The following is a 21,591-nucleotide window of genomic DNA, read 5'->3' as shown; positions in this document are numbered from 1 at the left end:
AGATAGGGTGCTTAGGCGCCCGCGTCACCTTTTCCGTCCGACCCATCCGAGTGCGCGAGATGCTGCGCCACCAGCCGCGCCAGCAACGTCGCGGGGAACAGGTGGCCGAACACCGACTCCAGATTGGCGAGGCTGCGCGCCAGCGGGTGCACCGGCACGATATCGCCATAGCCGCTGGTGGTGATCGTGGTGAGGCTGAAATACGTCAGCGCGGCGGTGCGCTCGCCCGGCCCCGCCGCGAAGACGTGCCCGTCCGCCATGACGATCCCGCCCGGCGCATGCGCGTCGATCAACGCATAGGCGATCGCGAACAGCGACGCGACGTTGAGGTACACCAGCACCGCGCCGCGTAGCCGATGCGCCGTCACCCGGCCAGGGCCGAACGCGTGCCGCGCGATCAGCGCCGTCACCATCGCGTTGAACACGAATGCGGTCAGCGCGATGACGGCATGCATCGGCGTCGCGCCGATCCCCATCGCGTGCTCGCCGACGATCGGCCCGACCGCGAGCAGCGCGAGTGCCGCCAGCAATATGCCTTGCGTCATCCGGTTGTGCGCCAGCACCGCGACCGAGACGGCTGCGAAGACCAGATGCCCGGCGTCCAGCACGACATGCAGGGCTGGGTGCTGGCCCGACAACGGGATTGCGATGAACAAGGTCACCACTTGCACGATGAGCAGCGCGGTCATCGCACGATCGGCATGGGGAAGCGGGGCGGTGGCGTCCGGTGGGGGTGGCGCGAGAGCGGGCAAGCGGGGTTCCTCGGGCAGTGGCGCGCTGGCGCTATCCGCCAGGCGTGGCGAACCGCAGATGAACGAGGTGGCGCGCGCGCAACAGAAAGGGCGCCCGAATTGCTCCGGGCGCCCTGTCTGTTGTGGGCCCGACGTGGGCAAAGCTCGCGTCGTCGCTCGTCGCTACGCGAGCCTGGCCGAGCGAACGCGTCCGCTTTGCGGATCGGCGCGGATCGCTCCGCGCCTCACGTTCACCTCAGGCGCTGTAATACATATCGAACTCGACCGGGCTCGGCTGCATCTCCCAGCGATACACCTCTGCCCACTTCAGTTCCATGTACGCGTCGATCTGGTCCTGCGTGAACACGCCGCCCTTGAGAAGGAACTCATGGTCGGCGGCGAGGCTCTCGAGTGCTTCGCGCAGCGAGCCGCACACGGTCGGCACCAGCGACAGTTCGGCCGGCGGCAGATCGTACAGGTTCTTGTCCATCGCCTCACCGGGATGGATCTTGTTCTGGATGCCGTCGAGGCCCGCCATCAGCAGCGCCGAGGTGCCGAGATAGGCGTTGGCGAGCGGATCGGGGAAGCGGAACTCGACACGCTTCGACTTGGTGCCGGCACCGTAGGGAATGCGGCACGATGCCGAGCGGTTGCGCGCCGAATAGGCGAGCAGCACCGGCGCCTCAAAGCCCGGCACCAGCCGCTTGTAGCTGTTGGTGGTCGGGTTGGTGAAGGCGTTGATGGCCTTGGCATGCTTGATGACGCCGCCGATGAAGTACAGGCAGGTGTCCGACAGGCCGGCATAGCCGTTGCCGGCAAACGTATTTTCGCCCTTGTTCCAGATCGACATATGGACGTGCATGCCGGAGCCGTTGTCCATCTTGATCGGCTTGGGCATGAACGTCGCGGTCTTGCCGTAAGCCTGCGCGACCATCTTCACGACATACTTGTAGATCTGGATGCGGTCGCACGTCTCGACCAGCTTGCCGAAGGTGAGGCCCAGCTCATGCTGACCACCGGCCACCTCGTGATGGTGCTTGTCCATCGGCAGGCCCATCTCGATCAGCGTCGAAACCATTTCCGCACGGATATCGGTGGTGACGTCGACCGGGCCGACCGGGAAGTAACCGCCCTTGGCACGCGGACGGTGGCCGAGGTTGCCGCTCTCGTAGCTGGTGCCGGTGTTGGTCGGCAGTTCGGTGTCGTCGACCTTGTAGAAGCTGCCGGCATAGGTCGTGTCGAACTGCACGCTGTCGAACATAAAGAACTCGGGCTCAGGGCCGACATAGATCGTGTCGCCGAGGCCGGTTTCCTTGACATACGCCTCGGCACGCTTCGCGGTCGAACGCGGATCGCGCGTGTAGAGCGAACCATCCGACGGTTCGACGATGTCGCACACCACGATCAGCATCGGCGTCGCCGAGAACGGATCGACGTAAACCGCGTCGAGATCCGGCTTCAGGATCATGTCCGATTCGTTGATCTCCTTCCAGCCCTCGATCGAGGAGCCGTCGAACATGAGGCCGTCGGTCAGCTCGTTCTCGCCGATGACGCTCGCGCACATCGTCAGGTGGTGCCAGGCACCTTTAGGGTCGGTGAAACGGACATCGACCCACTCGATCTCCTGGTCCTTGATCATCTTCAGGACGTCGTTTGCGGAATTCGCCATATGCCCCAACCTTTCTGGTTCTCTTAAAGATCCGGCTGGTGCCGGAGAATCAATGTTGCTCCCGGAGGAGCGTTGCCTGTCACACTATGCTGCGATGCGTCAAACGCCGATCGTCAGATCGCGTCCTCATTGCGCTCGCCGGTGCGGATGCGCAGCACCGTTTCGACCGGGATGACGAAGATCTTGCCGTCGCCGATGCGGCCGGTCTGCGCGGCGGCGGCGATCGCCTCGACCACGCGGTCGGCGATGCCATCCTCGACCACGACCTCCAGCTTCACCTTGGGCAGAAAATCGACGACGTATTCGGCGCCGCGATACAGTTCGGTATGGCCCTTCTGCCGCCCAAAGCCCTTTGCCTCGGTCACGGTGATGCCCGATACGCCGACTTCGTGCAGCGCCTCCTTAACCTCGTCCAGCTTGAACGGCTTGATGATCGCTTCGATCTTCTTCACGCAAACGCCCCCGGTCTCTCGTACGCACGACACTTGCGCCGTGCCTTACAACAAACGTGCCACTCGCCGCCCTGCCGGGGAAGGCCGAAAATACGCCAGCAATGACATTACCAAATGCCTAACGCGCACGCAGCCGGTGCGCCGCTGCCGCATTTTACGGCAGCGGGCAAGGGGCCATCAGTACGGCGGGCGATCGAACCCGCCGGGGCTGCCGGTGAAGATCTCGCAACCATCCTCGGTAATGCCGATCGAATGTTCGAACTGCGCGGACAGCGAACGGTCGCGCGTCACCGCCGTCCAGCCGTCGTCGAGCAGCTTCACGTCGGGGCGGCCGATGTTGATCATCGGTTCGATCGTGAAGATCATGCCTGGCTTGAGCTCGGGGCCAGTACCCGGCCGGCCGACATGCACCACCTCTGGCGCATCGTGGAACATGCGTCCGACACCATGCCCGCAGAAATCGCGTACCACGCCGTAGCGATGGCTCTCGGCATGGCGCTGGATGACATGGCCGACATCGCCCAAAAAGTTGCCGGGCTTGGCCTGTGCGATACCGAGCATCAGGCATTCGTAGGTTACGTCGACCAGTCGCTTCGCCTTGATCGGCACATCGCCGATCAGATACATCCGGCTGCTGTCGCCATGCCAGCCGTCGAGCAGCGGCGTCACGTCGACATTGACGATATCGCCCGATTTCAGGGTTTTCTCGCTGGGGATACCATGGCAGACTACGTGGTTGATCGAGATGCAGCTCGAATGCGTATAGCCGCGATAGCCGAGCGTCGCCGGCACCGCGCCATGATCGAGCGTGAAGGTGCGGACCAGATCGTCGATTTCCGCAGTGGTGACGCCCGGCACCATGTGCGGCACGATCATGTCGAGCATGGCGGCGGCGAGTTGCCCGGCGCGGCGCATGCCTTCGAAGGCTTCGGGGCCATGCAGCTTGATCGCGCCGGTGCGGCCGGTGTCGGTTTCGGGCGTAACGGTGATATAGTCGGTCATCGGGGCGATATAGCAATGCATCGCAGGCTTTGCGAGATCGCAGCGGGCGGCTATGCCGGTTGCCATGAACGAGCGCATCTGGACGGCCGCACTGGCGGTGATCGGCGATGAAATCCTGTCCGGCCGCACGCAGGACAAGAACATCGCCCAACTGGCGAGTTGGCTGAACGTGCAGGGCATCCGCCTCGCCGAAGTGCGGGTCGTGCCCGACAAGACCGACGCGATCGTCGAGGCGGTCAATGCGCTGCGGGCCCGCAACGATTACCTGTTCACCACCGGTGGCATCGGCCCGACACACGACGACATCACCGTCGATGCGATCGCGGCGGCTTTGGGCGTGGACGTGGTGTATCATCCGGATGCGGTGGCGACGCTGGACGCCTATTACGAAACGCGCGGCGGCCTGACCGACACGCGCAAGCGCATGGCACGCGTGCCAGAAGGGGCGGGGCTGATCGAGAACCGCATGTCCGGCGCGCCCGGCATCCATATCGAGAACATCTACGTGATGGCGGGGGTGCCGCACATCACCGCCGGCATGCTCGACGCGCTGACCGGCACGCTGGAGGGTGGCCGCCCGGTGGTGTCCGGCACGATCGGCGCGTGGGTCGCGGAAAGCGAGATCGCCGAGCTGCTCGCAAAGACCGAACGCGCGTTCGCGGGCGTGTCGATCGGCAGCTACCCGTTCTTCCGCGACGGGCGGACCGGCGCGAACTTCGTGGCGCGGGCAACCGACCGGGCGGTGGTGGATGCGTGTCTTGCGGAGTTGACGGCGCAGTTGGAGGCGCTGGGCGTGGCGGTGGTAGCCGGCGGAATTTAGCGGTCGTACGCTGCGGGCGGCACGTCCGCGTTCGTCCAACTCCGGACACAATCGAGCGGCATTGCCGTTCCACGTTGCAGCCACGATCGTGTCGATGCATCGTGTGGCATCTGGTTATGTCAGGATGTGCAGGCATGATGCGCGGTTTGATGCTGGCGGTGGTTTGCCTGTTGATCGGCGCTGCGCCAGCAGAGGTGCCACTCGGCAAATTTCAGACCTGGTTTGGGTCGAGCCGAATAGCCACCGACTTTGTTTCAGACGGGGTGAAGGTGCATGTAGAGGCTTTGCCGTGTCCTGCCCGACCGATCGGGGAGAGTACCTGTGGCTTCGAGGGATTCAATAACCAAGCTGCGGTAACCGTGACTGGTCCGCGCTCGGCATCGTTGACGGTGACTACGGACCCGCAAGGTTCCTACGCCCGCATCGCAGTGGTGCGGTTCAGCCGCAACGATGCCCGTTCGGGCGTTATCATAGAAAGCCAGTCCGGCGGCTCGGGTGGCAACCTGACGGCTCAAGTGCTGATCCCCGAGGAGGATGGCTACCGTGCTGTCGACGTGGGTCAACACCACGGATCAGTTCTTGAGGGGGAGTTGGCGGATTTTCCGAGGGACGTGTCTGGGGATGGCATCGTCGACCTTAAACTGGAAGATGGTGCGTTCGACTCGGCTTTCGGCTGCAACGCCTGCACGCCTCGTCCACCTAGACTGTTGGCGGTAAAAGATGGCAAAGTCGTCGATGAAAGCCGCGATCCGGCGCTGCGTCCGGTGTTTGCCAAGGATATGGCGAGGCTCGCGCCGATATGCCTGTCGAAGGCTTCAGATAGAAATGGTGCCTGCGCCGCTTATGTAGCGGATGCCGCGCGAGCCGGGCGCTTCAACGAAGCCTGGGCTGCGATGCTGAAGCACTACCAGCGCGATCAGCAGTGGGGGCAGCCCTGTAGTGTTCCGGTTGCCGCACAAGTAAATGGCCGCTGCCCACCGGGCGGCCGTGAAACCTTCCCCGATGCTCTCCGTGCCTTTCTCATCAGGACGGGTTACCTCCCTCAGCCGACATCAGCTTCGGACCGTGCGTCGTCGAAAAGCTGAAACGCGGCTAATTCCCGAAATCCGCCACTGGCGTGCGTGCTGCTACAACAGCTTATCGAGCGTGATCGGCAAATCACGCACCCGCTTACCAGTCGCATTGTAGATCGCGTTCACTATCGCCGCCGCCGTGCCGGTGATGCCGATCTCACCAATGCCGTGCGCCCCCATCGGCGTATGCGGGTCAGCGATGTCGGTCCAGATCACGTCGATCTCCGGCACGTCCATCTGCACCGGCACATGATATTCGGCGAGACTGGGGTTCATCACCCGTCCGTTGCGTTCGTCGAACTGCGTTTCCTCCATCAGCGCGAGGCCGAGCCCCATGATGATGCCGCCACGAAACTGGCTGCGCGCGGTCTTGGGGTTGAGGATGCGCCCGCAGTCGAACGATCCGAGAATGCGGGTAACGCGTGGCTCGCCGGTCACGGTGTTGACGCGCACTTCGCAGAACACAGCGCTGTGCGAGTGCATTGACCAGTGCTGCGTCTCCAGCGGCATCGGCGGTTCGGCGATGACCGAGATCGTATCGCGGGCGGCACGTGCCAGGATCGAGGCATAGCTTTCGTGGCGTTCCGGCTCGTCCGCCTTGCACAGCCCGCCGTCACGGCTGGCGAGCTCGTCCGGCTTCAGCCCGGCGAGCGGTGAGTCATTACCTGCCGCCTTGAGCAGTTCGGCCACCAGCGCATTGTACGCGGCGATGACCGATGCGCCGATCGCGGCGGTCTGCTGCGATCCGCCCGCTAGCACCACGCCGGGCAGCGTCGAGTCGCCGTAGTTGAAGGTGATGTCCGCCATGCCCAAGCCGAGCCGTTCCGCCGCGACCTGCGTCTGCGCTGTGGCGGTGCCCATACCCATTTCATGCGCGGCGATATCGATGGTGGCGTGGCCGTCGCGGTTCAGCGTGATCCGTGCGGCACCACCCGGCATCCGGTAATAGGGGTAGGTTCCGGTCGCGCAGCCCATGCCGACCAGCCATTCGCCGTCGCGTATCGCGCCCGGCGTGGCGTCACGTCGGCTCCAGCCGAACCGCTCCATGCCGTCGCGCCACATCTTCTCGACGTGGCGGGCTGAGAAGGGCAGGCCAGTTGTCGGGTCGTTCTCCGGCTCATTGCGCAGGCGCAACGCGATCGGGTCGATCCCTGTCGCCTCGGCGAGTTCGTCCATCGCCACCTCCAGTGCGAACGTACCGACCGCCTCGCCCGGCGCGCGCATGAAGGTGTTGCTGAGCATGTCGATCTCCACCGTGTCGACGTGCAGCAGCACGGACTCGGCGGCATAGACGCTGCGGGCAGGCAGGATGAACGGCTCCGGCATCGCGTTGGCGGCGGTCTTGGCGGTTACGCCACTATGGATCAGCGCGGTCAGCTTGCCGTCCAGGTCTGCGCCGAGCGCGACCCGTTGCTCGGTGAGCGATCGCCCGCCAACGATACGGTATACGCCCTCGCGCGACAGCACGAGCCGCACCGGTCGGCCGGCGAACTTCGCCGCCGCCGCCGCGATCGCCTGATGCTGCCACAGGCACTTGCCGCCAAATCCGCCGCCGACGAACGGGGACGTGACGACGACCTGCTCCTCGGCGATGCCGAACATCTGCGCGATCGACCATGCGGTATGCGCGACCAGTTGCGAGGCGTCGTGGATGCGCAGGGTCTCGCCCTCCCACGCGCAGGTGACGCCGTGCAGCTCGATTGCATTGTGGTTGTGGCGCGGCGTGCGGTAGGTCGCATCGACCTTCACCGACGCTTCGGCCAGTGCCGCCTCGGCATCACCGACTGCATTGTGGAGCGGCTCACCCATGAACTGCGCGACCTGCGTACCGCGTGCGACCGCCTCGGCGAAGTCGGTCTGTGCGGGTTCCTCGGCATAAGTCGCCTGGATCAGCGCCTTGGCATGGTCCGCCTGTTCCTGCGTTTCGGCGAGGACGAGTGCGACCGGTTGGCCGTTCCAGTGGATGCGGTCATCCTGCATCACTGGCAGCGTGTCGCCACCGGCGGCCTTCTGGCTCGACATGAACGCAGGCGGGGGCTGGAGACGCGGGGCGTTGCGGTACGTCATGACCGCGATCACGCCGGCTGCGGCTTCCGCCGCCTCGGTATCGATCGCAACGATACGACCCTTGGCGATCGTGCTGTAGGCGAGCGCCGCATAGGCGAGCCCCTCCAGCGGAACCTCCGCCGCGAACCGCGCCGCACCCGCCACCTTGAGCGGCCCGTCGATGCGCGAAACGGGCTTGCCGACATGGCCGTGTTGATGCGCGATCAGCGGATCGGGCTTGCCGCCTGGCATCCAACTATCGGGTGCAAGCGCGACCGCTTTGGCCATGCCCTTCTGCACGAGCCCTTGCGCAACCGCTTTGGTGTCGTCGAGGATGCTCATGCGCGGTCTCCTGCCAGTTCGGTCAGCGTCGCTATGGTGACGCGACGTGCAAGCTCGATCTTGAAGCCATTGTCCTTTAGCGGGCGTGCCCCGGCGAGTTCTGCGTCGATAGCCGCCGCGAAGCTCGCCGCGGTCGCAGGCTTGCCGCACAACTCTGCTTCCGCCGCGAAGGCTCGCCACGGTTTGTGCGCTACCCCGCCAAGGGCGAGTCGCACGTTCTTGACCTGCCCGTCCTCAACCGCGATCGCCGCCGCCACCGAAACAAGCGCGAAGGCGTAACTCGCCCGGTCGCGCACCTTGCGGTAGGTTGAATGTGCCGCGAACGGCAGGGGTGGCAATTCGATTGCGGTGACAAGCTCGCCGGGCGCGAGCACCGTCTCCACGTCCGGCCGGTCACCCGGCAGCCGGTGGAACTCGGCCAACGGCACGCTGCGCTCGCCCGCGTCGCTGCGTAGATGCACCACCGCGTCGAGGGCCGTCAGCGCCACCGCCATATCCGACGGATGCGTCGCTACGCACGCTTCCGATGCGCCGAGGATAGCATGGATACGGTTAAATCCTTCACGCGCGTCGCAGCCTTGCCCCGGCACCCGCTTGTTACAGCGCGATCCCTCGGTATCGTAGAAATAGGTGCAGCGCGTGCGCTGGAGCAGATTGCCCGCGACCGTCGCCATATTGCGAATCTGCGCGCTTGCCCCGGCGACGATCGCACGCGTTAACACCGGGTAGCGATCCCGCACCAGCCGATGCTCCGCCACCGCGGTGTTGCGCGCGGCGGCGCCGATCCTCAGCCCGCCGCCTTCCGTCTCGACGATCGCGTGGTCGAGCGCAGTCACGTCGACCAGGACCTCCGGGCGTTCGATCGTCTCGCGCATCAGATCGACGAGGTTGGTGCCGCCGCCAAGGCACTTGGCGGACGGCACGGCGATGGCGCGGACGGCCTCGGCGACGTCACCCGCACGCTCGAAGCGGAACGGGGTCATGCCGCAACCTCCGCGAAGGCATGCTCGATGGCATCGACGATGCCGTTGTGTGCGCCGCAGCGGCAAAGGTTGCCGCTCATCCGTTCGCGCAATTCGTCACGGCTGAGCGCGATCGTCTCCGCGCCGAGATCTTCGGTGACATGGCTGGGCACGCCGCGCCGCACCTCCTCTACCATCGCGATTGCCGAGCAGATCTGCCCCGGCGTGCAATAGCCGCACTGAAAGCCGTCATGCTCGACGAACGCCTGTTGCAGCGGATGCAGCACGCCCGGCGTGCCGATCCCCTCGATCGTTGTCACCGATCGCCCCTCGAACTGCACCGCCAGCGCAAGACACGAAAGGATGCGCTCACCATCGACCAGCACCGTGCACGCGCCGCAAGCACCCTGGTTGCAGCCCTTCTTGGTACCCGGCAGGTGCAAATCCTCCCGCAACAAATCGAGCAGCGAGACGCGCGGATCGGTCGGCGCCGCCACCTCGCGGCCATTAACGGTGATGGACACGGACGCCTCCCAACGTGCGAACGCACCGAAGCGGAGCGATCGTTACGGCTGCAACGTCCAGCAATGGATCTGGTGCCGAGGCGCATTGACGGCAGCGCACGGGCCGGGCAAACGGGCGGTATCGCGGGTGTAGCTCAATGGCAGAGCAGAAGCTTCCCAAGCTTACGACGAGGGTTCGATTCCCTTCACCCGCTCCAACCTTTCATCACCGGTCCCCTCAGTCGCGGCGGCCTTGCGCGAACGGTCCGATCATCGTGCCGACGAATCCGCCCGCGCTGGCGGTGCTGAGGTTGGTGGCGTCTACGCCGGTGGCGACTGGCACCCACCGCGCGCCCTGCGCGTAAGCAAAATCGTAACGGCCACCATGTGCGGCGATGCGCAGGCGTACTGCGCCCGCAGGCACCGGGCGCTCGGCAATGGTTACGCCGTCGCGCGGGTCCTGCTTGCCGGCCCGGCGTGCCACCCGGATCATGTCTCGGCCATCATGTCGCGTGAGCGCGATCGTCAGGAAGAAGTCGTCATTCTGTAGCGCGGCGAGACCGGCCATCTCGCCCTCATGTGGCGTGAAACGCAGTGCCGTAGTGATGGTGGCGTCAGCATTTTGCTGGCGTCGGGCGACGAACGCTGGCCGCCCGAAATCGCCGAGTCCGTCGCGTCCCGGCGTCAGCGTCAGCGCACCGCCTGCGGGCTGCACCGGCGCACCACGCATCGCCATCCACTCGAGCCCGAGACGCGGGGTGGTGAAATCGTCACGCGCGGTGAAACTGCCGGTCAGCGGTGGCGCGCTCACGTCCGTGGCCGGCAGCGGTGTCGGCACGGTCGTCGGTACCGACTTGCCGCGCGGCAGGATCATCGGCCACCCGCCTTGCCACGCAACCGGCAACAGGAACGTCTCACGTCCGGTATTATAAAAATCTGCCGCATAGGGTCGCGTACCGAGGAATACCGACCACCAGCGTCCGTCCGGCAGTTGCACCAGATCGGCATGGCCGGTCGCGCTGATCGGCGCGAAGCGAGCGGCGGGCAGATCGCGTTGCGTCAGGATCGGGTTGATCGCGGGCGGGGCGGGGCGGTACGGCCCATCTACCGTATCGGCGCGGAACACCACCTCGCTGTGATTGACGCTGGTGCCGCCCTCCGCCGCCATTAGATAGTATTTGCCGTCAACCTTGTAGAGGTGCGGCCCCTCGATCCAGACCGGCTTGGCGGCGGGATCGACACCGCCATCGACGATCATCTTCGCGTTGCCGAGCATCTTCATGGCGACCGGATCGAACTGTTCGATCCAGATCGCGCGATGGCCCTCGTAGCGGGGGGTGCCTGCAGGCGCGCGGTTGTTGACCAGCCAGGCGCGGCCGTCCTCATCGAAGAACAGCGCCGGGTCGATCCCCTCCACGCTTTTCAACCACACCGGGTCGGACCACGGCCCGGCCGGGTTGGTCGCGGTGATGACGAAGTTGCCACCGCAATCGACGCAGGTGTTGACGATGTAGAAGCGACCGTTGTGATGGCTGATCGCCGGCGCGAACACGCCGCGCGACATACCGAGCTTGCCGAAATCGAGTTGCGCCGACTTGCCCGGACCGGTGCGGTCGATCGCGTTGCCGATCTGCCGCCAGTGGATCAGATCGCGGCTGTGAAAGACCGGGATCCCGGGAAACCACGAGAAGGTCGAGGTCACCAGATAGTAATCGCTACCGACGCGTACGATGCTCGGGTCGGAATAGAAACCGGCGAGGATCGGGTTGTGAAACTGCCCAGCCGGAGGCGCTACGCCATCCTCGTTGCGATATTCGACCCAATCGAACTTGGCGCCGCCCGGCTGCGCAACGGGGGCTGCGGCGGTCAGCGTTGCAAGGGCGGCGGCGACTAATGCCACGGCCACCGGAATGTTCGCTTTCATCGCTCCCGCCTCTCCTGCATCCCGCCGTGTGTTTGGGCGTCGATGCAGGACGTGGTAACGCTATCACCAGAAGCTGTCGAGGAGGGTTACTGTTTGTCCCGGCCGGGTTCATCGTCACCGGTGATCGCCTGATCGAGCGGGAAACCGTCACCACCCGCATCATCGCTTGAGAAGTCCTCACCGCTATTGCCGCCGCCAGCACCGGCGCCGCTACCGTGTACCGCGCCAGTCGCATAGTCGAACGAAGCGCGCTTCCCGTTGTCGGGCGGGGTCGTGTCGGCGCTGCGATCGTCTGGTTTCGACATGCCTTCGCTTGTGCTCTCGTTCATGGCACGGACGCTTGCGTGGCGCTGGCTGTCGTATTCCTGGCCAGAATAGCCGGGGCCATTACCCAGCGCGCTATCCTGAACGTCGATGTCATGATCGGCAATCGCAGCGCCTTTGGGTGGGTTAGGGATCGTGTCTTTCGGCATTCTTCATCTCCTTATGCATGTTCAACGCAGGATCGCGCCTGCCGGTCGCACTCTGCGGCGTCGGAATGCATGTTTTCCGGGCGCTGTACGCAGCTTGATTTCAATCAGGCAGATTATCCGAGGCGTTCCCGGAACTGCCGGCCCCGCCAAACGCTCCGCTGCCAAGATCTCGCCGGTCGTTTCCGGCCAATCTTAAGGAGACTATAGATGCTGAAATCCCTGACCGCGCTTGCTCTTGTCGCAACGCCCGCCATCGTCATGGCCGCACCGATGTCGGACTCGGCCTATGTCATGAAAGCTGGCGCAAGCGACCTGTTCGAGATCCAGTCCGCACAGCTGATGATGGATTCGCAGAACCCCCAGATCCATGACTTCGCAACGACGATGGTTCAGGACCACACGCAGAGCACGGCCGACGTCAAGGCGGCTGCCGCCGAAGCGCAGATTATGGTTACACCGCCCAAGCTGATGCCGAAGCAGGTACGTGACATCGCCGCCTTGCAGAAGGCGAGTGGCCCGGCGCGCGATGCACTGTATATCAAGCAGCAGAAAATGGCCCATCAGGAGGCGCTTGCGCTGCATCAGGGCTACGCCAGCAACGGCAAGTCCGCACCGTTGAAGGCGGTAGCTGCCAAGATCGTTCCGGTCATCCAGCACCATATCGAGATGCTCGGCACGATGAGCACCGGCGCCATGTGATGCGGACGTTGCCGCGCATGCGGCGACGGCACTGACGATAGGCGGGGCGCTCTCGACCGGAGCGTCCCGCCTTTTGCTGTTCGGATAGCGCACCTTCGTTTCGCGCAAGACGTCTTCAGGATGGAGCGGACGAGACCATCAGGCGTTGTCGCGGCACAGCATCATAAGGACGCCTCATGCCTTCCGTGACCGAGAATGCGATGACCTTGTGGAGTTGGCCGCTCGCCACCGCCCGCTGGAACAGCGACATGGTGGAAATGATGATGGGCGCGCAGCGTGTCATCGCGGCGCGGCTGCCGACCATCGTCGCGGCGATGCAGAACCCGATCGCCGCCGACCATGTCGAATTGAACCGCATGGTGAGCGAGAAGGTCGGCGCGTTCAACGCTTCGGGCGAGTCGGTCACTGCTGCCGGTGGTGCGGTACACCGCGCGGCCGATGCGAATGCGCGCGCGCTCGGCCACATGGCGAGCGGCAGGATCCTGTGGGCGCAGGACTGGATGCGCCTGGCTGAGCGCAATCTCGCCGCGATGGCTGCGCTGGCAGCGCTGCCTACGGCTACGCTGGCTCCATTGCGGAGCGGGGTAAAGGCGAACGACAGAAGGCTGCGGTGCTGATCGTTCTATGGCGCGCAAGCAGGCCCTGAAGGTTTACCGCACGCCAATCGGCTTTCACGACGCTTATGTCGCGGCGCCAAGTCAGAAGGCGGCGCTAGAGGCGTGGGGCAGCACAGCCAATCTGTTCGCACGCGGTATTGCCGAGCAGGTCGACGATCCCGGCCTCATCGAAGAGCCGATGGCACAGCCGGGTGTCGTCATCCGCCGTTCGCGCGGGACGACTGCCGAACAGATTGCAGCACTTCCCCCCGATCCGCCGAAAACCAAAGTACCGAAGGCCGCCGCGCCAAAAGTGTCGCCGCGCCCGTCCGCGCCACCGCGCCCGAAACCATCGCGCGCATGTCTTGAGGCGGCCGAACAGGCGCTGACCGACGCCGAAAGCCAAAAGCGCGATGCGCTAGAGGAGATCACCCGGTGCGAAAGCGATCTTGCGCGAGATCGCGCCCGTGTCGAACGAGAAGCGCAACGCGAGCGGGACCGCCTGCAAACGCATATAGACGCGGAGCGCGAGAGCTATGAGGCGGCGCTTCGTGAGTGGCGGGGCTGAGGCGTCCATCTCAGCCCCGCACAGGTCAGCCCAACTTTACCGTCTCGAACGTGCGCGCGTTGGGCGTCGGGAGCTTCTTCTTGTACTCCGCGACCAGTTCTTCCTTGCGCGCCTCAAGCTCCTCGCCGAGTGCGTCGAGATCAAGATCGGTGCGGCGCGCCTGCGCGAAGAGGCCCTTGAGGAACGCTTCTTCCTCGTGGACGTGATGCTTGATCTGCTCGGCGAGCACCGTCACCTTGGCGTCGTAATAGGCGTCGCTGGGCTTGCCGTTCTCGATCTCGGCGATCAGCACCTTGGCGCCGTCATGCTCGACATAGCTTTCGTCAAGCAGGTCGCCCTCCACCTTGCCTTTGCAGGCCGGGTAGAAAATCTCTTCCTCGATCTGCGTGTGCACGGTCAATTCGAGGCAGATCTGTTCGGCCAGCTTGCGCTTGGCGGCGGCGCCTTTCGCGCTTTCGTATTCGGAGAACAAATCCTCGACCTTGCGATGATCGGCCTTGAGCAGCGTGATTGCGTTCTGAGCCACGTGTCGTCTCCTGTAGCATGCGTCGCCTGCGTCAACGTGCAAACGCGGCGGGGCGTTCCTGACGGACCGTCTGCGTCACTCGCGGGTTACATTGTCGAATCCATTTCGCACGGAGCATCCCATTGGCGAACACCGTGCAACACGACAGGCCAGTGACGGACATGACGCGCTGTAGCTGGTGCGGCGACGATCCCGCGATGATCGCCCATCATAATGCCGTTCAGGCCGGACTGTCGGCGGCGCTGACGGCGCACGGCTTCAAGTTCGTCGGGCGGGTGATCGTCCACGCCTGGATGCAGGCGGTCGGCGTGGTCAACGATCACGCGCCGGATTGCTTGCGTCTTCCCGCGGTCCGAACACGAATATGAGCTATTTCGAAAGCGTCATCGCGCTGCTCGCGGTTGCCGTGCTGCTGCTGCAAGCCACGCGGCGGATGCAATTGCCCTATCCCGGTATCCTCGCCGCGACCGGCTGTGCGGTGGCGGCGCTGCCGTCCGCGCCGAACATCCCGATCGACCCGCACACCGCACTCGCCCTGTTCATCGCGCCGATATTGATCGATTCCGCCTATGACTTTCCGCTCCGCGCGGCCTGGCGGCTGATGGTGCCGCTGATCGTCTTCGCGGTCGGCGCGGTGGTGTTGACCACGGCGGTGGTGGTGGCGATCGGCTCGGCCGGGTTCGGGTTGCCGCTGGTGGTCGCCGTCACGCTCGGCGCCATCGTTTCGCCGCCCGATGCCGCCGCGACGACGGCGGTGCTGGTCAACCTGCCGGTAGCGCGTCGGGTGGACGCGCTGCTCAAGGGCGAAAGCCTGTTCAACGATGCCACGACCCTGCTGCTCTTCAGTGGCGCGCTCGCCATCCAGGCGCATGGCGGCATCGATGGTGCCACAGCGCTGCGGCTTGGTCTGGCGGTGCCGGGCGGGATCGCGTTCGGCGTTGGTTACGGCCTGCTCGTCTCGCGCGTGCGGCCGCTTGCCGATAACTCGGTAGGCGGAACGCTGCTCCAGTTTGTGCATGCCTTCGCCACCTGGCTGATTGCGGAGCGGCTTCACCTTTCGCCGGTCCTTGCCACCGTCGCCAGCGCGATGACGATTGCGACCCATGCCAGTGTCCGCGATTCACCGCGTATGCGCGTCCATTCCTTCGCGGTGTGGACGACGGTGGTGTTCCTGCTGAACGTGCTCGCCTTTCTGCTGATGGGGATGCAGGCGCGCAGCATCGTCGGCGCGATGTCGGCGCCCCAACTGTCCCGCGCACTGGGTTTTGCCGGCGCGGTTGTGGTGGCGGTGATCGCGACGCGGCTGGCCCTGGCCTTCCTGTACCGCGTGGTTGCAGTGTGGCGCTGCAAGCATACCGGTGGGCCGGAGCCGGTATCGCGGAGTGAGACATTCCTGATCGGCTGGGCAGGGATGCGCGGGCTGGTCACGCTCGCCACCGCCTTCGCGCTACCCGGCAATTTCCCGGAACGCAATCTCGTCGTGCTGACGGCCTTTGCCGTGGTGCTCGCGACATTGGTGCTGCAAGGCGGGACGCTGGCGCTGCTGATCCGCTGGCTGAAGCTGGAACGGCACGAGGATGCAAACCGGGAGCGCGATGCCGCGCAGTTGTCGCTCGTCGAGGCCGCGCTGGCTCGGTTGGAAGAAGAGGAGGGCGATACCGCCGAGGAAATCCGCACGATCTACCGCGAACACCGGAATCGCCTGAACGATCGCGCGCACGAGGCGCCGCTCGCGCACCGCCGCGGGCTGGCGCTGGCGGCGGTGCTGGCGCAGCGCAAGCGGCTCGACGAATTGCGCGACGCGGACGCGATCGGCCCCGACCAGTATCTTGAGCTACAGGAGGATCTCGACTGGCGGCAACTCGGCGTCACTGCGGACGAGGATCGGCGCCTTAACGAGAGTTAGCGTTCGTTGTCCGACTGCGCCTGCAACATCGTAAGGATCGCCGAGAAGTCGCGTGCGCCGTGCCCGTCCGCCGCGAATGCCTCGTAGAGTTGCATGGCGCGCGCGCCCATCGGGGTAGCCGCGCCGACCGATGCCGCCGCTTCCGCAGCCAGCCGTAGATCCTTGAGCATCAGCGCGGTCGCGAACCCGCCTTGATAGCCCCGGTCGGCAGGCGTCTCCGGGCCGACGCCAGGCCACGGTGCATAGGTGGTCAGCGACCAGCTTTGCCCGGAACTGACGCTGGCGATCTCGAAGAACTTCTGCGGATCGAGCCCTAGCTTGGCGGCAAGCAGGAATGCCTCGCATGTGGCGATCATCTCCGCGCCGAGCATCATGTTGTTGCAGATCTTGGCCGCCTGACCCGACCCGCTCGCGCCGGCATGCACGACCGTCTTGCCCATCTGCGAAAGATATGGCTGCGCGACTGCGAAGCCCGCGTCCGTACCGCCCACCATGAACGTCAGCGTGCCCGCCGCCGCCGCTGCGATACCGCCCGACACCGGCGCGTCGAGCATGGCGAAGCCGGCGGCGGCGCCAGCCGCGGCGACGCGTTTGGCGGTGGCGACGTCGATGGTCGAACAGTCGATCAAGGTGGCTTGGGGCGGGGCGGCGGTGAATATGCCGTCGCTGTACACCGCCTCGACATGCTGCCCGGCCGGAAGCATCGTCAGAACGACCTCGGCAGCCTCGCAGGCGGCGGAAGCATTGTGGGCGGCGACGCAGCCCGAAGCGACTGCGCGCTCGAGCGCGTCCGGCGCGACATCGAAGGCGTGTACGTCATGGCCGTGCCGCGCGAGGTTCGCGGCCATCCCGCCGCCCATGTTGCCGAGCCCGATGAACGCGATCCGTACCATGTTTCTCTCCAGATTGTATTTGTGTCACGATTAGGCGCGCTTTGTCCGCGATGCCACACCGTTACGACGCATAGCCGATACGCTACTCCGCCGAGGCTGCACGTAACCGTGTCCGGTGCGTCGATCGCGCCTGCGTGAATGTATAGCGTCCGCAGGAGCGTCTGGCGTCACTCGGCAGCTCGTCACCAGGTGCCTGTCGGCTGGCGTTCCGGCGGGCAAACCGCTCACGCGGGATGAACCCCCCGGCGACGCCGCCGATCAGGCTGGCGGACGGCGACCGCCGCCCGCTCGACCCTTACTCCGCCGCCACGCCGGCGCGGGCGAACATGTCGCCTTCGTCGCCGATCTCTTCGTTCGCAGCCGGGCCGGCCTTCGCCTTGCGGCGCTTGTCGAACGAGTCCCACACCTCGTTCCAATTGCCGCGCGTCGCGGCCTTGGAATATTCGGTCGCGCGCTGCTCGAAGAAATTGGCGTGTTCGACACCGTTGAGCATCGGCGCCAGCCACGGCAGCGGATGTTCGTCAATCATGTAGATCGGCTTCATGCCGAGCTGCCCCAGCCGCCAGTCCGCGATGTAGCGGATATACTTCTTGATCTCCTTGGCGGTCATGCCGTTGACCGGGCCCATTTCGAACGCGAGGTCGATGAAATTGTCCTCGAGATGAACCGTGGTCTGGCACATGTCGCGGATGTCGGACTTGACCGACTTGGTGAGACAGTCGCGTTCGCGCACGAAGGTGTGGAACAGCTTGATGATGCCTTCGCAGTGCAGGCTCTCATCGCGGATCGACCAGGTGACGATCTGCCCCATGCCCTTCATCTTGTTGAAGCGCGGGAAGTTCATCAGCATCGCAAAGCTGGCGAACAGCTGAAGCCCTTCGGTGAAGCCGCCGAACATCGCCAGCGTCTTGGCGATGTCCTCGTCGGTATCGACGCCGAAGTTCTGCAGGTAATCGTGCTTGTCCTTCATCTCGCTATATTCGAGGAAGGCTCCGTATTCGCTCTCGGGCATACCGATCGTGTCGAGCAGGTGGCTGTACGCGGCGATATGCACCGTCTCCATGTTGGAGAACGCGGCGAGCATCATCTTGATTTCGGTCGGCTTGAAGATGCGGCCGTATTTCTCGTGGTAGCAATCCTGCACCTCGACATCGGCCTGCGTGAAGAAGCGGAAGATCTGCGTGAGCAGGTTGCGCTCATGATCCGACAGCTTCTGCGCCCAGTCGCGGCAATCCTCGCCGAGCGGCACTTCCTCCGGCATCCAGTGGATCTGCTGCTGACGCTTCCAGAAATCGAACGCCCAGGGGTATTCGAACGGCTTGTACTGCTTGCGCGCTTCGGTGAGGGACATGGGGTTACTCCGGGGTACTGGCGAATGGGGTCGAGGGGAATGCGGTGAAGTGATCGGCTAACGGCCCATCGGGATGTGCGGCGATGCAACGACGATATGGTTGCGTGTTCACGGTTCCGTACTCCACCGCCACATCGCGGTCGCCGACATGGCAAGCACGAAACCCAGCGCCACCGCCATGATGCCGACCATGCGGTAGGCATACACCTTTCCCGCGCCGGACGGGCGCAGCAGCGCGAGCAGCAGGCCGGCCCCGATCAGCGCGAACAGTGCCGCGACGACGTACATCATGACGACTTGGTACGTCACCGCCGCACCACCCGCGTGACATAGACGGTGCGGGTGCGATGCGAGCCGACGCCGAGGAACACGATGCCGATGAAATAGCCGAAATCGTACCAGCCGCCCTGGTTGGGCACGGCATAGACCGCCACGCCTTGCACGAACAGCGACAGCACCCACGCGACCGGAAAGATGAAGCCGTGCCACACCCCGAGCAGGAAACCGGGCGTGTCCGGCGTATGCTGCACCACGCTCGCGACACGGTGGGCGCACGCGGCGAGCGGCAAAGCGAGCGCGACGATCGGCAACAGGCGCTTCATCGCATCATCTCCCGTGCATCGTTTCGCGTCCGTATGCGTTCACCCGCCGCAACCACAAAGCAGGAGCAGTTCCCATGGCCGACGCAAGCGCAATCAAAGAGCATATGGAAGTCATCGGCGCCGACGGCGTGCATGTCGGCACGGTCGACCATGTCGAGGGTGACCGCATCAAGCTGACCAAGAAGGACAGCGGTGCGCAGGTCAAGGAAGGCAGCAGCGCGCACGAGGGGCATCACCACTTCATCTCGCTTGGCTTGGTCGCTGACGTCGAGGGCGACAAGGTCCGCCTGTCCGCCAATGGCGACGTCGCGGTGAGCTTCGAAGAAGAAGCATAAGTCCGCGCCTGTCGGACGCGACAGCATTTTGCCCCCGGTCCGCGATACGCGGGCCGGGGGTTTTGCTGTGTACGTCGGATCGGTCGTCATTACTATCTTCCTCCGGGCACCCGCCCGCCGTGGTGCATCCCTGATCGGCTCGCGCCCATCAGGGACTCCCAACCTTACTGGCAGGCCAGACACTCGTCGTAATCGGTCGACTCGCCCAACTCGAACTTGGGCGCATCGATCGTGTTGTCCGCTTCCACACCGCCCGCGAAACCGGCGCGCTGCACCGATTTGGAGCGCAGATAGTAAAGCGACTTGATGCCGAGCTCCCACGCGCGGAAGTGCAGCATCAGCAGATCCCACTTCTCGACATCGGCCGGGATGAACAGGTTGAGCGAGGTCGACTGGTCGATATACGGCGTACGATCCGCCTGAAGCTCGATCAGCCAGCGCTGGTCGATCTCGAAGCTGGTCTTGTAGCAGTCCTTTTCCTCGGATGAGAGGAAATCGAGGTGCTGCACCGAGCCGCCGCGTTCGAGGATCGTGTTCCAGATCACATCCGAGTTCTTCGATTTGTCGATCAGCAGTTTCTCAAGATACGGATTCTTGATCGAGAAGCTGCCCGACAGCGTCTTGTGCGTGTAGATATTGGCCGGGATCGGCTCGATGCACGCACTGGTGCCGCCGCAGATGATCGAGATCGATGCGGTCGGGGCGATCGCCATCTTGCACGAGAACCGCTCCATCACGCCGCGATCGGCGGCGTCGGGGCAGGGGCCGCGCTCGACCGCGAGGTGCATCGACGCTTCATCGACCTGAGCCTTGATGTGCTTGAACATGCGCAGGTTCCACGACTTCGCCATCGCACCCTCGAACGCGAGTCCGCGCGCCTGCAGGAACGAGTGGAAGCCCATTACGCCCAAGCCCACCGACCGCTCGCGCATCGCCGAATAAGCGGCACGCTCCATGCCCGGCTCGGCACGCTCGATGAAATCCTGCAGAACGTTGTCGAGAAAACGCATCACGTCCTCGATAAAGCCCTTGGCGTCCTTCCACTGGTCCCACGTCTCGAGGTTGAGTGACGACAGGCAGCACACCGCCGTGCGTTCGTTGCCGAGGTGATCCTTGCCGGTTGGCAGCGTGATCTCGCTGCACAAGTTCGAGGTCGATACCTTGAGGCCAAGCTCACGGTGGTGCTTGGGCATGTTCTTGTTCACCTGATCGGCAAACACGATGTACGGCTCACCGGTGGCGAGGCGGGTTTCGACCAGCTTCTGGAATAGCGCGCGTGCATCGACCGTGCCACGCACCGAACCGTCCTTGGGGCTGAGCAGATCCCATTCCGCGCCGGCGCGGACCGCTTCCATGAAGGCATCGGGGATCAACACGCCGTGGTGCAGGTTCAGCGCCTTGCGGTTGAAATCGCCTGAGGGTTTGCGGATTTCGAGGAACTCCTCGATCTCTGGATGCGAGATGTCGAGATAGCACGCCGCCGAACCGCGCCGCAGCGAGCCCTGCGAAATCGCGAGCGTGAGGCTGTCCATCACGCGGACGAACGGGATGATGCCGCTGGTCTTGCCGTTGAGGCCGACCGGCTCACCGATCCCGCGCACGTTGCCCCAATAGGTTCCGATGCCGCCGCCGCGCGAGGCGAGCCAGACGTTCTCGTTCCAGGTGTCGACGATCCCGTTGAGGCTGTCCGGCACAGAATTAAGGAAGCACGAGATCGGCAGGCCACGGCCCGTGCCGCCGTTCGACAGCACCGGCGTCGCCGGCATGAACCACAATTGCGAGATGTAATCGTACAGGCGCTGGGCATGGCCGGCATCGTCGGCATAGGCGGAGGCGACGCGCACGAACAGATCCTGGAACCGCTCGCCCGGCAGCAGATAGCGGTCGGTCAGCGTCTCCTTGCCGAAATCGGTCAGCAAGCCGTCACGCGAATGGTCGACCTCGACCGGGTAAAGCTGCGGCTTCACCGCCTTTGAATCGCCGCGTTCGGCCAGCTTGCGATCGGCGCCGTTGCTGTCGGGCCGGGTCGCTTCGATCGTGTCGGTCGCCATCGTTGCGCTCACTTCCTGGGTGTCCCTGAAATCCATCGGTCTCGCCCCTGTTCAAACTGTTGTAACG

General features: G+C 64.6%; 23 protein-coding genes and 1 tRNA gene. 9 read left to right on the top strand and 15 right to left on the bottom strand.

The window, feature by feature from the left end:
• Positions 1-11: 11 nt before the first annotated feature.
• The 4 genes from OXR00_RS10135 to map form a co-directional block, all read right to left on the bottom strand.
• The gene (locus tag OXR00_RS10135) at positions 12-752 is read right to left on the bottom strand and encodes a potassium channel family protein (protein ID WP_267388117.1); all 741 of its coding nucleotides are present in this window, start codon (positions 750-752) and stop codon (positions 12-14) included.
• Between the two features lie 235 nt (positions 753-987).
• Positions 988-2,400, bottom strand: a complete 1,413-nt coding sequence (gene glnA / locus OXR00_RS10130) for a type I glutamate--ammonia ligase (protein WP_242149284.1) — start codon at positions 2,398-2,400, stop codon at positions 988-990.
• Between the two features lie 113 nt (positions 2,401-2,513).
• On the bottom strand, positions 2,514-2,852 hold the full coding sequence (locus OXR00_RS10125) for a P-II family nitrogen regulator (RefSeq protein WP_242149287.1): 339 nt from the start codon (positions 2,850-2,852) through the stop codon (positions 2,514-2,516).
• Between the two features lie 177 nt (positions 2,853-3,029).
• Entirely contained in the window at positions 3,030-3,854 is an 825-nt protein-coding gene (map, locus tag OXR00_RS10120; RefSeq protein ID WP_267388200.1) for a type I methionyl aminopeptidase, read from the bottom strand.
• Positions 3,855-3,918: 64 nt separating this feature from the next.
• Here map and OXR00_RS10115 point away from each other — a divergent pair, with 64 nt between their 5' ends.
• Positions 3,919-4,674, top strand: coding sequence for a molybdopterin-binding protein (locus tag OXR00_RS10115; protein WP_267388116.1), 756 nt, complete (start codon positions 3,919-3,921; stop codon positions 4,672-4,674).
• A gap of 134 nt (positions 4,675-4,808) precedes the next feature.
• Positions 4,809-5,759, top strand: a complete 951-nt coding sequence (locus tag OXR00_RS10110) for a hypothetical protein (RefSeq protein WP_267388115.1) — start codon at positions 4,809-4,811, stop codon at positions 5,757-5,759.
• Positions 5,760-5,801: 42 nt separating this feature from the next.
• On the opposite strand, the gene OXR00_RS10105 is transcribed toward OXR00_RS10110, so the two are convergent.
• Genes OXR00_RS10105 through OXR00_RS10095 form a run of 3 tightly spaced genes read right to left on the bottom strand, consistent with a single transcriptional unit; the run spans position 5,802 to position 9,621 of the window.
• Complete coding sequence (locus OXR00_RS10105; RefSeq protein WP_267388114.1) at positions 5,802-8,135, bottom strand: xanthine dehydrogenase family protein molybdopterin-binding subunit; 2,334 nt, start codon at positions 8,133-8,135, stop codon at positions 5,802-5,804.
• The gene (locus tag OXR00_RS10100) at positions 8,132-9,118 is read right to left on the bottom strand and encodes a xanthine dehydrogenase family protein subunit M (protein WP_267388113.1); all 987 of its coding nucleotides are present in this window, start codon (positions 9,116-9,118) and stop codon (positions 8,132-8,134) included. The genes OXR00_RS10105 and OXR00_RS10100 overlap by 4 nt, the downstream gene beginning before the upstream one ends.
• Positions 9,115-9,621, bottom strand: a complete 507-nt coding sequence (locus OXR00_RS10095; protein ID WP_267388112.1) for a 2Fe-2S iron-sulfur cluster-binding protein — start codon at positions 9,619-9,621, stop codon at positions 9,115-9,117. The genes OXR00_RS10100 and OXR00_RS10095 overlap by 4 nt, the downstream gene beginning before the upstream one ends.
• 123 nt (positions 9,622-9,744) lie before the next feature.
• On the opposite strand from OXR00_RS10095, the gene OXR00_RS10090 reads away from it, so the two are divergent.
• Positions 9,745-9,818: transfer RNA gene (locus tag OXR00_RS10090), tRNA-Gly, on the top strand.
• A 20-nt stretch (positions 9,819-9,838) separates the two neighbouring features.
• Here OXR00_RS10090 and OXR00_RS10085 read toward each other — a convergent pair.
• Together OXR00_RS10085 and OXR00_RS10080 are read right to left on the bottom strand one after the other, a co-directional pair.
• On the bottom strand, positions 9,839-11,524 hold the full coding sequence (locus OXR00_RS10085; RefSeq protein ID WP_267388111.1) for a glycoside hydrolase family 43 protein: 1,686 nt from the start codon (positions 11,522-11,524) through the stop codon (positions 9,839-9,841).
• A gap of 86 nt (positions 11,525-11,610) precedes the next feature.
• A complete protein-coding gene (locus OXR00_RS10080; RefSeq protein WP_267388110.1) occupies positions 11,611-11,997 on the bottom strand; it encodes a hypothetical protein in 387 nt (128 codons plus the stop codon).
• Positions 11,998-12,204: 207 nt separating this feature from the next.
• On the opposite strand from OXR00_RS10080, the gene OXR00_RS10075 reads away from it, so the two are divergent.
• The 3 genes from OXR00_RS10075 (at position 12,205) to OXR00_RS10065 (ending at position 13,860) form a co-directional block, all read left to right on the top strand.
• A complete protein-coding gene (locus OXR00_RS10075; RefSeq protein ID WP_267388109.1) occupies positions 12,205-12,696 on the top strand; it encodes a DUF4142 domain-containing protein in 492 nt (163 codons plus the stop codon).
• A gap of 176 nt (positions 12,697-12,872) precedes the next feature.
• Positions 12,873-13,313 carry a hypothetical protein gene (locus OXR00_RS10070; RefSeq protein ID WP_267388108.1) on the top strand — a complete coding sequence of 147 codons (441 nt, stop codon included), beginning with the start codon at positions 12,873-12,875 and terminating at the stop codon, positions 13,311-13,313.
• Between the two features lie 7 nt (positions 13,314-13,320).
• The gene (locus tag OXR00_RS10065; protein WP_267388107.1) at positions 13,321-13,860 is read left to right on the top strand and encodes a hypothetical protein; all 540 of its coding nucleotides are present in this window, start codon (positions 13,321-13,323) and stop codon (positions 13,858-13,860) included.
• Between the two features lie 25 nt (positions 13,861-13,885).
• Here OXR00_RS10065 and OXR00_RS10060 read toward each other — a convergent pair whose 3' ends face one another.
• The gene (locus OXR00_RS10060; RefSeq protein WP_267388106.1) at positions 13,886-14,386 is read right to left on the bottom strand and encodes a hemerythrin domain-containing protein; all 501 of its coding nucleotides are present in this window, start codon (positions 14,384-14,386) and stop codon (positions 13,886-13,888) included.
• Positions 14,387-14,583: 197 nt separating this feature from the next.
• On the opposite strand from OXR00_RS10060, the gene OXR00_RS10055 reads away from it, so the two are divergent.
• On the top strand, positions 14,584-14,754 hold the full coding sequence (locus tag OXR00_RS10055) for a DNA-3-methyladenine glycosylase I (RefSeq protein WP_267388199.1): 171 nt from the start codon (positions 14,584-14,586) through the stop codon (positions 14,752-14,754).
• Positions 14,751-16,292, top strand: a complete 1,542-nt coding sequence (locus OXR00_RS10050; protein ID WP_267388105.1) for a cation:proton antiporter — start codon at positions 14,751-14,753, stop codon at positions 16,290-16,292. Before OXR00_RS10055 ends, OXR00_RS10050 begins: the two co-directional genes overlap by 4 nt.
• On the opposite strand, the gene mmsB is transcribed toward OXR00_RS10050, so the two are convergent.
• The 4 genes from mmsB to OXR00_RS10030 all read right to left on the bottom strand — a co-directional run bounded on the left by mmsB (position 16,289) and on the right by OXR00_RS10030 (position 19,138).
• Positions 16,289-17,185 (bottom strand): 3-hydroxyisobutyrate dehydrogenase, encoded by an 897-nt coding sequence (gene mmsB, locus OXR00_RS10045; protein ID WP_267388104.1) that lies wholly within the window; start codon positions 17,183-17,185, stop codon positions 16,289-16,291. The genes OXR00_RS10050 and mmsB overlap by 4 nt on opposite strands.
• 295 nt (positions 17,186-17,480) lie before the next feature.
• Entirely contained in the window at positions 17,481-18,536 is a 1,056-nt protein-coding gene (locus OXR00_RS10040) for a ribonucleotide-diphosphate reductase subunit beta (RefSeq protein ID WP_242149377.1), read from the bottom strand.
• A gap of 108 nt (positions 18,537-18,644) precedes the next feature.
• Positions 18,645-18,845, bottom strand: coding sequence for a hypothetical protein (locus OXR00_RS10035; protein ID WP_267388103.1), 201 nt, complete (start codon positions 18,843-18,845; stop codon positions 18,645-18,647).
• On the bottom strand, positions 18,842-19,138 hold the full coding sequence (locus OXR00_RS10030) for a hypothetical protein (RefSeq protein ID WP_242149383.1): 297 nt from the start codon (positions 19,136-19,138) through the stop codon (positions 18,842-18,844). The genes OXR00_RS10035 and OXR00_RS10030 overlap by 4 nt, the downstream gene beginning before the upstream one ends.
• Positions 19,139-19,212: 74 nt before the next feature.
• Between OXR00_RS10030 and OXR00_RS10025 the strand changes: the two genes are divergently transcribed.
• Entirely contained in the window at positions 19,213-19,473 is a 261-nt protein-coding gene (locus OXR00_RS10025) for a DUF2171 domain-containing protein (protein ID WP_242149384.1), read from the top strand.
• 164 nt (positions 19,474-19,637) lie between these two features.
• Here OXR00_RS10025 and OXR00_RS10020 read toward each other — a convergent pair whose 3' ends face one another.
• Positions 19,638-21,560 (bottom strand): ribonucleoside-diphosphate reductase subunit alpha, encoded by a 1,923-nt coding sequence (locus OXR00_RS10020; RefSeq protein ID WP_267388102.1) that lies wholly within the window; start codon positions 21,558-21,560, stop codon positions 19,638-19,640.
• Positions 21,561-21,591: the final 31 nt, after the last annotated feature.

Origin of the sequence: Sphingomonas sp. GC_Shp_3, assembly GCF_026540945.1 — a bacterium.
Taxonomy (GTDB): Bacteria; Pseudomonadota; Alphaproteobacteria; order Sphingomonadales; family Sphingomonadaceae; genus Sphingomonas.
Note: the sequence above shows the minus strand (reverse complement) of the source record. Positions and strands in the feature narration are given on the sequence as shown.

What these genes read in the sequence shown, in the direction of transcription:
- glnA (WP_242149284.1), bottom strand. Translation starts at nt 2,400, where the DNA reads ATGGCGAATTCCGCAAACGACGTCCTGAAGATGATCAAGGACCAGGAG.
- map (WP_267388200.1), bottom strand. Translation starts at nt 3,854, where the DNA reads ATGACCGACTATATCACCGTTACGCCCGAAACCGACACCGGCCGCACC.
- OXR00_RS10115 (WP_267388116.1), top strand. Translation starts at nt 3,919, where the DNA reads ATGAACGAGCGCATCTGGACGGCCGCACTGGCGGTGATCGGCGATGAA.
- OXR00_RS10110 (WP_267388115.1), top strand. Translation starts at nt 4,809, where the DNA reads ATGATGCGCGGTTTGATGCTGGCGGTGGTTTGCCTGTTGATCGGCGCT.
- OXR00_RS10105 (WP_267388114.1), bottom strand. Translation starts at nt 8,135, where the DNA reads ATGAGCATCCTCGACGACACCAAAGCGGTTGCGCAAGGGCTCGTGCAG.
- OXR00_RS10100 (WP_267388113.1), bottom strand. Translation starts at nt 9,118, where the DNA reads ATGACCCCGTTCCGCTTCGAGCGTGCGGGTGACGTCGCCGAGGCCGTC.
- OXR00_RS10085 (WP_267388111.1), bottom strand. Translation starts at nt 11,524, where the DNA reads ATGAAAGCGAACATTCCGGTGGCCGTGGCATTAGTCGCCGCCGCCCTT.
- OXR00_RS10080 (WP_267388110.1), bottom strand. Translation starts at nt 11,997, where the DNA reads ATGCCGAAAGACACGATCCCTAACCCACCCAAAGGCGCTGCGATTGCC.
- OXR00_RS10075 (WP_267388109.1), top strand. Translation starts at nt 12,205, where the DNA reads ATGCTGAAATCCCTGACCGCGCTTGCTCTTGTCGCAACGCCCGCCATC.
- OXR00_RS10070 (WP_267388108.1), top strand. Translation starts at nt 12,873, where the DNA reads ATGCCTTCCGTGACCGAGAATGCGATGACCTTGTGGAGTTGGCCGCTC.
- OXR00_RS10065 (WP_267388107.1), top strand. Translation starts at nt 13,321, where the DNA reads ATGGCGCGCAAGCAGGCCCTGAAGGTTTACCGCACGCCAATCGGCTTT.
- OXR00_RS10055 (WP_267388199.1), top strand. Translation starts at nt 14,584, where the DNA reads ATGATCGCCCATCATAATGCCGTTCAGGCCGGACTGTCGGCGGCGCTG.
- OXR00_RS10050 (WP_267388105.1), top strand. Translation starts at nt 14,751, where the DNA reads ATGAGCTATTTCGAAAGCGTCATCGCGCTGCTCGCGGTTGCCGTGCTG.
- mmsB (WP_267388104.1), bottom strand. Translation starts at nt 17,185, where the DNA reads ATGGTACGGATCGCGTTCATCGGGCTCGGCAACATGGGCGGCGGGATG.
- OXR00_RS10040 (WP_242149377.1), bottom strand. Translation starts at nt 18,536, where the DNA reads ATGTCCCTCACCGAAGCGCGCAAGCAGTACAAGCCGTTCGAATACCCC.
- OXR00_RS10030 (WP_242149383.1), bottom strand. Translation starts at nt 19,138, where the DNA reads ATGAAGCGCCTGTTGCCGATCGTCGCGCTCGCTTTGCCGCTCGCCGCG.
- OXR00_RS10025 (WP_242149384.1), top strand. Translation starts at nt 19,213, where the DNA reads ATGGCCGACGCAAGCGCAATCAAAGAGCATATGGAAGTCATCGGCGCC.
- OXR00_RS10020 (WP_267388102.1), bottom strand. Translation starts at nt 21,560, where the DNA reads ATGGATTTCAGGGACACCCAGGAAGTGAGCGCAACGATGGCGACCGAC.